Below are 13,475 nucleotides of genomic sequence, written 5' to 3' on the forward strand. Positions count from 1 at the left end.
GCAATCACGCCGGTGACAGCATCGATGCTGATCCCGGCCGGCAGGCCACTGGCGCTGTAGGTCAGGGTGTCGCCGTCCGCGTCGCCGAAAGCGGCGGCTGTCGCAATGCTGAGAACAGCGGCGTCACTGGTGGCCATGGCGTTCAAACTGCCCACCGGAGCTGGGCCATTGTTGACTGGCGCCTGCACACTCCACATGAAACCGGCGCTGACCACACCGCCCTGTCCATCGGCTGCGCTGACGGTGACGCTGTAATTGCCCGGTACGCTAGGTGTACCACTGATGATCCCGCTGGCCGTGTCGATGGTCAGCCCGGGCGGCAGGCCTGTGGCACTGTAGCTGAGTGTGTCGCCGTCAGCATCTGTAAAGACCGTCCCGGCGTTGAACGACACGGCCACCCCAGTGGTATCGCTGTGATTAGCCAGCGGCGCAGCAAGCGGCACGTCGTTGACAGCAGCAATGGTCAAACTGACCGTGGCCGTGGAGACACCGCCATCGGCGTCGACGACGCGGTAAGTAAAACTGTCGGCGCCGTTATAGTTGGCGTCAGGGGTATAGGTAAAACTACCGTCGGCAGCAATCAGCACCGTACCATGCGCCGGTCCAGTGACCGGGGTGGTGTCGACCAGCAGCGCGTCGCCGTCGGCATCGCTGTCGTTGGTCAGCAGATTGCCCGACACGCTGGCGTCTTCAACCAGGTTGGCGGCATCGGCGGCGCCAACTGGGCCGATATTGCTGGCAGTGAGCGTAAAAGCCTGGCTGGCAATCCCACCGCGCCCGTCGCTTGCGCTCACGACGATGGTGTACACGCCGCCGGTAACAGCGCTGGAGGCGCCAGAAGTCAGCGTTCCGGCAATCACGCCGGTGACAGCATCGATGCTGATCCCGGCCGGCAGGCCACTGGCGCTGTAGGTCAGGGTGTCGCCGTCGGCGTCGCTGAAAGCGGCGGCCGTGGCAATGCTGAGGACGGCGGCGTCGTTCGCAGCCATCGCACTCAGGCTGCCTACAGGCGCTGGGCCATTGTTGGTTGGTGCCTGTACGTTCCACATGAAGCCCGCACTAGCCACACCGCCCTGCCCATCGGCTGCGCTGACCGTGACGCTGTAGTTGCCCGGCACGGCAGGTGTACCGCTGATGATCCCGCTCGCCGCGTCGATGGTCAGCCCCGGTGGCAGGCCGGTGGCACTGTAGCTGAGTGTGTCGCCGTCGACGTCGCTGAAGGCCGCGCCGGCATTGAACGATACCGCCACTCCGGTGGTGTCGCTGTGATCAGCCAGCGGTGCGGCCTGCGGCGCGTCGTTGACAGCAGCAATGGTCAAGCTGACTGTGGCCGTGGCGACACCGCCGTCGGCATCGACGACGCGGTAAGTAAAACTGTCGGCGCCGTTATAGTTGGCGTCAGAGGTATAGGTAAAACTGCCGTCGGCAGCGAGCACCAACGTCCCGTGTGCAGGTCCCGTGACCGGAGTGGTGTCGACGCGCAGGGCATCGCCGTCGGCATCGCTGTCGTTGGTCAGCAGATTGCCCGATACGCTGGCGTCTTCAGCCAGGCTGGCGGCATCGGCCGCGCCGACCGGGCCGATATTGCTGGCTGTGAGCGTAAAGGCCTGGCTGGCGATGCCGCCGCGCCCGTCATTTGCGCTGACCACGATGGTGTACACGCCACCAGCGACGACACTCGAGGCGCTTGATGTCAGTGTGCCGGCGATGACGCCGGTGACGGCATCGATGCTGACTCCGGCTGGCAGCCCGCTGGCGCTGTAGCTCAGGGTATCGCCGTCGGCGTCGCTGAAAGCGGCGGCCGTGGCAATGCTGAGGACGGCGGCGTCATTGGTCGACAGGGCGTTCAAAGTGCCCACCGGCGCCGGGCCATTATTGGCTGGCGCCTGCACACCCCACATGAAGCCCGCACTAGCCACACCGCCCTGTCCATCGGCTGCGCTGACCGTGACGCTGTAGTTGCCCGGTACGCTAGGTATTCCGCTGATGACCCCGCTGGCTGCGTCGATGGTCAGCCCCGGTGGCAGGCCAGTGGCGCTGTAGCTGAGTGTGTCGCCATCGACGTCGCTGAAGGCGGCGCCGGCGTTGAACAACACCGCCACCCCGGTGGTGTCGCTGTGATCGGAGAGGGGAGACGCCTGCGGCGCGTCGTTGGCGGCAGCAATGGTCAAGCTGACCGTGGCTGTGGACACGCCGCCATCGGCATCGACGACGCGGTAAGTAAAACTGTCGGCGCCGTTATAGTTGGCGTCAGGGGTGTAGGTAAAACTGCCGTCGGCAGCGATCTGCACGGTCCCGTGTGCAGGTCCCGTGACCGGGGTGGTGTCAACGCGCAGGGCGTCACCGTCGGCATCGCTGTCGTTGGTCAGCAGATTGCCCGACACGCTGGCGTCTTCAGCCAGGCTGGCCGCATCGGCCACGCCGACCGGGCCGATATTGCTGGCCGTGAGCGTAAAGGCCTGGCTGGCAACACCGCCGCGCCCGTCGCTTGCGCTGACCACAATGGTGTACACGCCGCCGGCGACGGTGCTGGAGGCGCTTGCAGTCAGTGTGCCGGCGATGACGCCGGTGACGGCATCGATGCTGACGCCGTCCGGCAGGCCACTGGCGCTGTAGCTCAGGGTGTCGCCATCGGCGTCGCTGAAAGCGGCGGCTGTGGCAATGCTGAGAACGGCGGCGTCGTTCACAGCCATCGCACTCAGGCTGCCTACAGGCGCTGGGCCATTGTTGGCTGGCGCCTGTACGCCCCACATGAAGCCGGCGCTGGCCACGCCTCCCTGTCCGTCGGCTGCGCTGACGGTGACGCTGTAATTGCCCGGCACGGTAGGTGTACCGCTGATGATGCCGCTGGCTGCGTCGATGGTCAGCCCCGGTGGCAGGCCGGTGGCACTGTAGCTGAGTGTGTCGCCGTCGACGTCGCTGAAGGCCGCGCCGGCATTGAACGATACCGCCACTCCGGTGGTGTCGCTGTGATCGGCCAACGGGGCCGCAACCGGCGCGTCGTTGACCGCAGCAATGGTCAAGCTGACCGTGGCCGTGGACACGCCGCCATCGGCGTCGATGACGCGGTAAGTAAAACTGTCGGCGCCGTGATAGTTGGCGTCGGGTGTGTAGGTAAAACTGCCGTCGGCGGCGAGCACCAGCGTCCCGTGTGCCGGTCCCGTGACCGGGGTGGTGTCAACGCGCAGGGCGTCACCGTCGGCATCGCTGTCGTTGGTCAGCAGATTGCCCGACACGCTGGCGTCTTCAGCCAGGCTGGCCGCATCGGCCACGCCGACCGGGCCGATATTGCTGGCTGTGAGCGTAAAAGCCTGGCTGGCAATGCCGCCGCGTCCATCGCTTGCGCTCACAACAATGGTGTACACGCCGCCGAACACCGCGCTGGAGGCGCTTGATGTCAGCGTTCCGGCAATCACGCCGGTGACGGCATCGATGCTGATCCCGGCCGGCAGGCCACTGGCGCTGTAGGTCAGGGTATCGCCATCGGCATCGCTGAAAGCGGCAGCTGTCGCAATGCTGAGGACAGCGGCGTCACTGGTCGCCAGGGCGTTCAAAGTGCCCACCGGCGCTGGACCGTTGTTGGCTGACGCCTGCACATTCCACATAAAGCCCGCGCTGGCCACATCGCCCTGCCCATCGGCTGCGCTGACGGTGACGCTGTAATTGCCCGGTACGCTAAGTGTACCGCTGATGATCCCGCTGGCCGCGTCGATGGTCAGCCCGGGTGGCAAGCCGGTGGCACTGTAGCTGAGTGTGTCGCCGTCGACGTCGCTGAAGGCCGCGCTGGCATTGAACGATACCGCCACTCCGGTGGTGTCGCTGTGATCGGCCAACGGGGCCGCAACCGGCGCGTCGTTGACCGCAGCAATCGTCAAGCTGACCGTGGCCGTGGACACGCCGCCATCGGCGTCGATGACGCGGTAAGTAAAACTGTCGGCGCCGTGATAGTTGGCGTCGGGTGTGTAGGTAAAACTACCGTCGGCAGCAAGCACCAGCGTGCCGTGTGCCGGTCCCGTGACCGGGGTGGTGTCAACGCGCAGCGCGTCGCCGTCGGCATCGCTGTCGTTCGTCAGCAGATTGCCCGACACGCTGGCGTCTTCGGCCAGGCTGACCGCATCGGTGGCGCCGACCGGGCCGATATTGCTGGCTGTGAGCGTAAAGGCCTGGCTGGCGATGCCGCCGCGTCCATCGCTTGCGCTCACGACGATTGTGTATACGCCACCGGCAACGGCGCTGGACGCGCCAGAAGTCAGTGTGCCGGCGATGACGCCGGTGACCGCATCGATGCTGACGCCGGCCGGCAGCCCGCTGGCGCTGTAGCTGAGGGTGTCGCCGTCGGCGTCGCTGAAAGCGGCCGACAAGTCGAGCAGGATCGCCACGCCATCGAAGCGCTGTACGTCAGCCAGCGGAATCGATAACGGTGCTTGATTCGGCGCAGCGGTCACGCTGACCGTTACCGTTGCTGTCTCCACCGTACCGTTACTGGTAACGGTATAGGTGAACACATCGGTCCCGGTGAAGCCGGCCACTGGCGTGTAGATCGCCTGGCCTTGCGCGTTCAAGTTCAGACTGCCGTGCGCGGGGGTCTGGAACGCGCTCACGACGCGGCCCGCGTGCTCGAAACTGTCATTTGCAAGCACATTGAAGGCAACCGCCTGACCAGACACAGCGGCGACCTGATCGTCGACAATGTCGGCCACGGCGCCAATCGATAGGGGCAGCGCGACACTCAGGCCCAGGACTTGCCCGATCGAGCCCAGCGAAACAGTGAGCGTCAAAGGGCCGTTGTAGTCGGCGCCTGGCAAGAGTTGCAACTGCTCCAGTGCCGCCTGCAAATTGATCGCCGTACCTGACAGGCGAATGATGCTATCGTCAATCCCATCGCCCTGGCTGATATTCACACCGGCGTGTTGCTGCAGCGTTAGAAGGCCGCCGGGCACGGACAATTCGATCTCCAGCACTTCGCCGTCAACATCGCCGATCTCGATCTGGGTGCCGAGCAGCGCGGCAAAAATCAAAGGCGTGTCTTCGCTGAATACGGGAATGCTTGGCAACCTCAAGGTGGGCAAATCGGCTACTGCGGCGACCGTCACGACGATGGTGCCGGCCGCGCTGGCGCCATCGGCGTCACGCACGGTGTAGCTGATGGTATCGAATCCGTTGTAATTCAAGAAAGGGGTGTAGGTGAGCGCGCCGTCGGCCCCGATCGCAACCGTGCCGTGCAACGCAGTGGCAGCGGTGACGCTGAGCGCGTCGCCATCCGGATCGCTGACGTTGAGCAGCGCCTCGACACGCAGATTGCTGTCCTCCTGCCCGAGCGCGACCCCGGCCATCACGAGCGGGCCTGGATTGGCCACCGTGATCGTCAACGTCGCAGTCGCGCTCAAGCCAGCGCTGTCGGTAGCGGTGACGGCGACACTATAGACACCGCCATTGCCTTGCGAGGCGTGGCCGCCAACTTGTCCGCTGAGCACACCGGTAAGCGGATTGATCGATAAGCCGGCTGGCAGGCCACTGGCCGAATAGTGCAACACGTCGCCAAGATCGGCATCCTGGAATGTCGCTGCAAGCGATGCAGTGACGAGCGCACTGTCCTGCGTGCTGATCGCACCGATGGACCCGGTGAGCACAGGAGCGTGATTGATCCCGACGGTAATCGACACCACTTCGGTCTCTGTCACGCCGCCTGCACTGACAGTGACGATGATGCTGTCGCTGCCCCGATATCCCGCATCGGGCGTGTAGGTCAGTGCGCCGCCCACGCCGACCAGCACGGTGCCATGGGCCGGGGCGCTGGCAGAGACGATCGCCGCCACGCCCTCGAACTGATCATTTTGGAGCGGATAAAACAGCACAGGCGTGAACACGTCGGTGATGACACTATCGCCGAAGGCGTCGCTCACCGCACCAAACGACATGGCCACGCTCGACGATCTGCTTGCCTGTCCGTCACCCACTTCCACGCTGAGGGTGGCGCTACCGTTATAGTCTGCATCGGGTTTGAACAGCAAACCCGCGAGTCCCTGGTTTATGGCGGCCTGGTCGCCACTGAAAACCAGTACGGGGTCGGCGTTGCCGTCGCCGCTGCTAAAGCTCAGTCCCGCGGTGCCGGCCAGTGTCAAGGCACCATGCGTGGCCGCCAGCGTCACGGTCAACACGCCACCGTCGGCGTCGGCCACGCTGACCGCGTTGCCGTTCGCCACCGAAAAAACGACGTTCTGGTCTTCAAGGCCACTGACTGTGGCCGGGGTGCTGAGCGTCGGTGGCGCGTTCGGCACCAGCACGCTGATTGCCACCGTGGTGGTCTCCGTGGTGCTACCACTGGTAACGGTGTAACTGAAACTGTCGCTGCCGCTATAGCCTGCAGCTGGCGTATAGGTCGCCAGATTCCCCGACAGGCTGACAGTGCCGTGAGCGGGTTGGGTGACGCCGCTGACGGCAGCAGTATTTCGCTCAAAATTGTCGTTTGCCATCAGCGCAATCGACACCGCCTGATCACGCTGGGTGCTCGCGCTGTCAGCAACAATGTCGGCAACCGGCGCAATCACGATGCCCAGGTCAATCGGCGTTGCAACGCTCAAAATGCCCAGCACGGTCTGGCTGACCGCCAGGCGCAGTGTATCGTTGCCGTAGTAGTCAGGATCGCCGTTATAGACGACTGTCGCCAACGCCTGGTTGATGGCGGTCGCGCTACCGGTGAGTGTCACGGCGCTGTCCTGGCTGCCGTCACCGCCACTGAGGGAGACACCGGCCAACGGGGTGAAGCTGACCGAACCGTGCTGCACCGACAACTGCACGCTCGTGCTGGTCGCCAGCATGTTGGTCAAGCTCAATGTCAGCAAATTCCCGCCGGTAAAGGCCAAGGTGGAATCTTCGGCGACACCCAGCGGCGTGTTGACGTTCAGGCTGATGCCAACCGACAGCAGCGGTAATGTATGCTGCCAGGCACCACCGTCGAGGACCATCGACTCGATGGTGCCGGTTTGCTGTTCAAGCTGCCAGTTCGCGCCAGCTTCACCTGTTCCCGTCGTATCGATCGAAGCGGCAAAGTCGGCGTCGAGCAAGGAGGCCAGGCGCTCCATGCCGGCGACGGCGTTGGCCGTGCCGGCCGCGTTACAACCATACACCAGCACGTCGGCGCCGGAAGCGAGATGTGCGCCGAGTGCGGCGAATTGGTCCGCATAAGCGGTCGAAGCGGTTGCAAGATCCAGCAGCGAACTGCCAAGCATAATTGCGCCCTGATCACCATGCGTGACCAGGTGCACGGTCTTCACGTCCGTCTGGCCGGCGAGCGCTGCGTCGATCTGGGCGAAACCATCGCGCAATGGATCGAGCAGCACAATGCGGCAATCAGGCGGAACGTTGGCAAGCAGCTCGGACAATTGCGGCAAGCTGCTGTCGACAAACAGCCATTCCTTCACGTTGCCAATGTCAGCTGTCTGTGTTGGCGCATCGGCGCCCAATGCCGGCAAGGGTAAATCGGCGCTGCCATCCTTGTCGTCTGCACCATCCGGCTGACCTTCCGCCTCTGCCTTTGCTGCCGTGCTGCCGGCCAATTCGAGCGCCAGCGCGGCGTCAAACATGATCCGTGGTTCCAACGCCAACCGCTCACCCGCAATTGGGAACGAGTGGCTGCTGTATCGGCCCATCAGAATATGCTTCATATTTAATAAACATTATTGTTGGCTAATTCAATTCTTTTCTAATAATTGAATCGAATGCGCAAATTTTTATTTCAAATTAAAATACCCGCACGGAAATACTATCATCCAATTTGACTGTACTCACATTATATAAACGGGGAAATAGTCAGTGCGTTGCATAAATGCGACCCACTAAAAAGCCCGACCGGGCTGACGCAATGAACATGTAAGCTGCGGGAATGCTTACCTACGCCAAAGGGCCACAAAGCCCGCAGGCGCAGGCGAACGACAACAGCGGGTGAAAAACCTTGTGTTCAGTTGCGCGGTCCGGCGCCAAAACGTGTCGCCAGAATGTCGAAGGACTCGGCAGACGCCAGCACCTCGGCTGCCACATCGGCCAGCTTGCGCCGCTGCGCGCGGGCATGGTCGCGCATCACCTTGAACGCCGACTCGCGGTCGGTCTTGTAGCGTTCCATCAGCACACCGACCGCCATGCCGGTGTCGCGGCCCTGCCGCAGCGCCTGACTGAGGCGGGTCTCGCTGTCGCGCAGGCCGCGGATTTCGTCGGCGCGCGCCAGCGCCGCCACAATGGCGGCGCCCAGTTGCGCCAGGTCCAGCGGCTTGAGCAGGTAGCCAAGCGCGCCGTGGGCGGCGGCAAGATCGACCGTGTGGCCGCTTTCGCTGGCGGTCAGGAACAGAAACGGTATCGTGGTATTAGCGCGCACATGGCCTGCCAGTTCCAGTCCCGACATGCCGGGCATGCTGATGTCGAAAATGGCCAGGTCCGGCTCACGGCCGCCATCGGCGATCAAGCCCAGCGCCATCGGCGCCGAGCTGGCGATGCGCACCTCGTACTCGGCTGCCAGGAATTTGCTGAGCAGCCCAAGCATGATCAGATCGTCATCGACCACCAGGATCAGGCGGCGGGAGCGGGCGGCGGGCGGCAAGGTCATGATCGGGAATCCCGGGGAAATGCGCCGGCTGGCAAACCTTATTGTACCGAATCGGCGCGCAACCCTCAGTCACTGCCCGCTCCAGCCGACGCACCGCCCTGCCCGCTCTGATCGAGCAGCCACAAGGCGGCGCTATAGTCGAGACGATCGATCGCAGCGCGTACTTGCTGTGTCGTGTGCGCCCCGATCAGGTGCGGCAAGCCGGCCTCGATTTTTGCGAACAAGGTGCCGGCAGCCAGGTTCTTCCCCTGCAGCAGCTGACGCAACTGTGCCAGCTGCGCCGCGTCGACCGCGGCCATACCGGGCTGCCAGGTTTGTTGCCAGCGCTGGCGCCAGGCGCTCGCCGCTGCCAGCGTTGCCACCAGCTCGACCCGCACCGCGGCCAGCAGATCGTCCAGCAGCGCTGGCCCGGCAGCGCCCTGCAAGGCCTGTTCGAGCACGCGCGCGGCGGCAACAAAGCGGCGCGCACCAAACGTGCCCACCGTGCCACGCAGCGTGTGAAGGCTGCGTGCGGCGGCCACGCGCGCCGCCTCGCCCCAGTCCTGCCCCAACTGGTCGAGCTCGCTCGTGCCGGCACTGAGCAAGATGCCCAGCAGGCCGGCCACCGTGGCGCCGTCGTCGTCGGCCAGGCCATCGAGCTGGGAGAGATCGAAGACGCCTTCGCCCGGCGCCGCTGCGCCCGCCGGAACCAGCCGCTCAGCCTGCGCAGGTCCGGACCGGCGCGCCACCGGCACGTGCTGGCTGACGGCCTCGATCAGTTGGTCGAAATCGATGGGCTTGGCGATGAAGCCATCCATGCCGGCAGCAATGCAGCGACTGCGTTCGTGTTCCATCACGCCCGCCGTCATGGCCAGCACGGGCAAGCGCAGACCCAGCGCACCGCGGATCACGGCGATCGTCTCGAACCCGTCCATGACCGGCATCTGGATGTCGAGCAGCACCAGGTCGAATCCGTCCGGCGCTGCGCGCAGGATATCGATGGCTTGTTGACCATCGCCAGCGATGGCAAGCTGCGCACCGGCCGCTTCGAGCATGCGCCTGGCGACAATCTGGTTGAGCTGGTTGTCCTCGACCAGCAACACCCGGCATGCCAGCAAAGGCCTGCCCGGCTGCGCTCTGCGCGGCACAGCGCCCCCGGCCAGCGCCAGCAGGCATGCCTGCAAGGGAACCGGCGTGACCGGCTTGTCGAGGATGGCGTCCGCGCCGAAGCTGGCAGTGTCGTTCAGCTTGTGGGTGCGTTCGTAGGAATCGAGCATTTTCACCATCGCAATGCCAGAATGCGCCAGGCGCGCACGGCGGACATGGTCGAGCAAGGCGCCATCCACGTCTGTGCCAATGAGCACCACGTCGGCGAGAGCGCCCGCGGGCAAGGTGATGTTGCCGGCATCGGCCACAGCGGCCTCGCAGCCGAGCGCATCGAGGGCATCGAGCAGGACTGCGGCCGCGCGCCCGACCGTGCCCCACAGCACCACCCGCAATGGTGGCACCCGTGACGGCGCCGGCTGCTGCGCCGGCACGCCAAGCGGCAACAACAAGGTAAACACGCTGCCGTGCGAGGGCACGCTTTCCACACTGATGCTGCCACCCATCAATTCCACGAGCCGGCGCGAAATCGCCAGGCCCAGGCCGGTCCCGCCAAAACGCCGGGTGGTGGAACTGTCGGCTTGCTCGAAGGCGCCGAACAGCTTGTCGATGGTGCCTGCACTCATGCCGATACCGGTATCGCTGACCATCACCCGCAAGGTCAGGCCGCCATCGCTGCGCGCAGCGCTTTCAAAGCGCACGGCCACTTCGCCTTGCTCGGTAAACTTGATGGCGTTGCCGGCCAGGTTGATCAGCACCTGCTGCAGGCGCAAGCTGTCACCGGTGACCAGTGCGGGCAGCGCCGGATCGAGCGCCACCGTCAGCATCAAGGGCCGTTCCTGCGCGTTCAGGCTCATCATGGTAGCCAGGGTCGCCGCCAGCGCGTCGAGTCGAAATGGCGCCTGCTCGATCTCCAATTTGCCCGCTTCGATCTTGGAAAAGTCCAGTATGTCGTTGACAATGGCCAGCAGCGCGACGCCGGCGCTGCGAATAGCGGCAACATCGCGCTGCTGCGTCTGCTCGAGGGCGCTGTGGTCAAGCAGTTGCGCCATGCCCAATACGGCGTTGAGGGGCGTGCGCAGTTCGTGGCTCATGTTGGCCAAAAATTCGCTTTTCGCCTGGCTGGCCTGGTCAGCGCGCAGCATGGCCCAGCGCAGCGCCTTGTCGGCCATCTTTTGCTCGGTGATGTCGCGTGCGATGCCCAGGAAACCGGTGAGTGCGCCGTCGCCGTCGCGGATGGCGCTGACGGTCAGCTGCACCGGCACGCTGCTGCCGTCCTTGCACAGGTAGGTCCATTCCCGGGTTTCCGCCGCCCCCGTGCGGGCCTGGCTCACAAACACCTCGAAGCCATCGACTGGCACGCCGGTCGCCGCGCTCAACTCGGCGGCGCGCAACGCTACCTCCGCCGGCAGGTGCAGCAACGCCGGCGTCTGCAGGCCAATGAGCTCGTCGGCGCGGTAGCCCAGCATGCGCTCGGCACCCACGCTGAACACATCGATGACGCCATCGAGCCCGGTGGCGATGATGGCGAATTCACCGGCCGAGTCGACCAGCACGGCGAAGCGCCGCTCCGATCGGCGCAATGCGGCGGTCATCTGCGAGGCCAGCGCCAGCGCATCGTCGCTGCTGACGCGCAGCGCTCGGGTAATACTGAACATCAACAAAGCGATCAGGGCGCCGGCGAACAGCACGATCAGGCCCTTGGCGCGGTCGATACCGGCATCGAACACCGGCAGCGAAACCAGGCGCAGCGTCCAGACAGCGTCACCCACGGCCATGCTGGTGGTGCCGCGATAGGCGGCGTGCGCTGCATCCTGCGCGCTCAGTGCGCTGGCATAAAGGCGTGACGCGGGTGCGCTGCTGTTACCGTCGAAAATCTCGATCGCCACCGGCGGCGTGCTGCCAAAAATACCCGCCATCAGATCGTCCATGCGAAATGCGCCGAACACGTACGCTTCCAGTGCCTGCCGGCGCTCGGTGGTGGTACTGTGGGCGGCGCCATGCCGATACACCGGCAAGAACATCAGGAAGCCGTTTTGGCGCGCCACGCCGCGCTCCTGCACCAGGGTAACCTTGCCGGTCAGCGCCAGCGTATCGAAGTCCATCGCGCGCAGTAGGGCAGCGCGCCTGACCGGTTCGGACATGATGTCGAAACCAAGGGCCAGTGCGTTAAGCGCGGTGGACGGTTCGAATCGCACCACCGGGACGTAGACATCACGCTGCCCGGCGGGCCAGACGGTGAAGCCGGCAACGCCGTCAGCGCGCATGCGCCGTTCCAGAGCGTCCTTGTTCGTGGCCTTCAGGGCGATGCCGAGCGACTGAATGCCGGGATACTTGTCGGCCAGCCCGATCCCGCCGACATAGTCGTGCCAATCCTGGGCATCGATCTCGTCCGTACCGTGCAAGGCAAAGCGCGCACTGTGCAGAATCTGGCTGTAAGCGGCGATACGATCGCCGACCAGCCGCTGCACGTCGGCGATTTCGCGGTTGAATTGTTCGGCGGCGCGCTGCTCAGTGGCCCTGGTCACGTATTGCCAGGCCACGATCGTGAGAACCATCGCGCCGAGGAAAACGGTCCAGTGCAGCCAGTCTGCCGCCCTCCCTCGGGCGCGCTTCCTGGCGCCCTCGGCATCGGCTGCAAGGACCAGGCCCACCATGCTGAAGATGCCGATAAATATCTCGAGCGCAAACAATGCCTCCGGCCTGCCGGCTGCAGCAAACGGCCCCTTTCCGACGACGGTAGCCAGCACTGCGGCCGTGTCGATAAGCAGCAGTGCCAGTGTGACGCCACGCGTGCGATACCGGTAAGCGCACAGGGCAATGCAGGGCAACAAGGCAAACACCAGGATGCGGCGTGACGCATCGGCCGGTGCATCGAACAGCCACCACAGCAAAATGACCAATCCGGCAAGGGCCAGCCCACCTTCGCGCAGGCGTACGTTTGTGCGAAGGCGGCGTACGCCGCGCCACGACAGCAAGAATGGCGTGACGACCAGGATCCCGGCCAGGTCGCCCACCCACCAGGTGGTGGCGATGGTCGACGAGATCGCCGGCGCGATGATGCCGGCCGAAATCAGCGTCGTTGTACCGACCAGCGCGCTGACCAAGGCAGCAACAGCAGCAGCAGCGGCAAATTGGTAAGCGCGTTCAGGCCTGAGGAACAGGGCGCGCGCGCGCACCATGTGGCGCATGAGCCAGGCACCGAGCAGGGCTTCCAGTGTGTTGCCGAACGCGATCGCCAGCGAGGGCGCGAGGGCGCTCCGCAAGCTCATCGCGCCTGCTTCGGTAAAACCGGCGATATTGGCGATCAGGGCGCCCAGAAAAATTCCCGGCCAGAAACGCCGCCCCATCAGCAACAAGGCGGCAAGTCCAATTCCCGACGGCGGCCACACGGGTGAAACATTGGTGCCCGGGAACGCCATGAAGAGCCCTGCGCGGGCGGCGCAGTAGTACACCGTCGCCAGTAAAACAATCTTGATGAAGGCAACTGGTAGACGCGAATGCAGCAACGGGTTCCCCTGGACGTTAATTTTTTCGGTTTTCACATGCGATTATGCTGAAACGATATACACAGCAGCGCAAGGTGACAAGCATTCATTTCGCCTCCCCCTCGGTCAGGATAGATGTCGCGTCACTTAAGTACTCGCCAGTAAATAAATGTGATTTTTGGCTGCCATAACCGGCGCGCTCCTGCGTTGGCCACCGCTTGCAATGCTCGCATTGCGGCGCGTCGTCCGCCTTGCATCGCATCCGGTTCTGTTTGCCAAAATTTCACATTTATTTCCCGGCGAGTACT

Annotated in this window: 3 protein-coding genes; all 3 read right to left on the reverse strand. The window is 64.3% G+C overall.

Going from position 1 to position 13,475, the window contains the following annotated elements:
* The coding region (locus V6M87_RS25025; protein ID WP_332879397.1) for an Ig-like domain-containing protein at positions 1-7,583 on the reverse strand (7,583 nt) is incomplete at its 3' end.
* Between the two features lie 374 nt (positions 7,584-7,957).
* On the reverse strand, positions 7,958-8,596 hold the full coding sequence (locus V6M87_RS25030; RefSeq protein ID WP_332879398.1) for an ANTAR domain-containing response regulator: 639 nt from the start codon (positions 8,594-8,596) through the stop codon (positions 7,958-7,960).
* A gap of 65 nt (positions 8,597-8,661) precedes the next feature.
* Positions 8,662-13,224: a CHASE domain-containing protein gene (locus tag V6M87_RS25035; RefSeq protein WP_332879399.1), complete on the reverse strand. Its 4,563-nt coding sequence runs from the start codon at positions 13,222-13,224 to the stop codon at positions 8,662-8,664.
* Between the last annotated feature and the right edge of the window lie 251 nt (positions 13,225-13,475).

Origin of the sequence: Massilia sp. S19_KUP03_FR1, from assembly GCF_036688685.1 — a bacterium.
Lineage (GTDB): Bacteria > Pseudomonadota > Gammaproteobacteria > Burkholderiales > Burkholderiaceae_D > JALYUM01.

Bases quoted from the DNA above. Each gene is read 5' to 3' on its own strand.
- V6M87_RS25030 (WP_332879398.1), bottom strand. From the start codon at position 8,596: ATGACCTTGCCGCCCGCCGCCCGCTCCCGCCGCCTGATCCTGGTGGTC.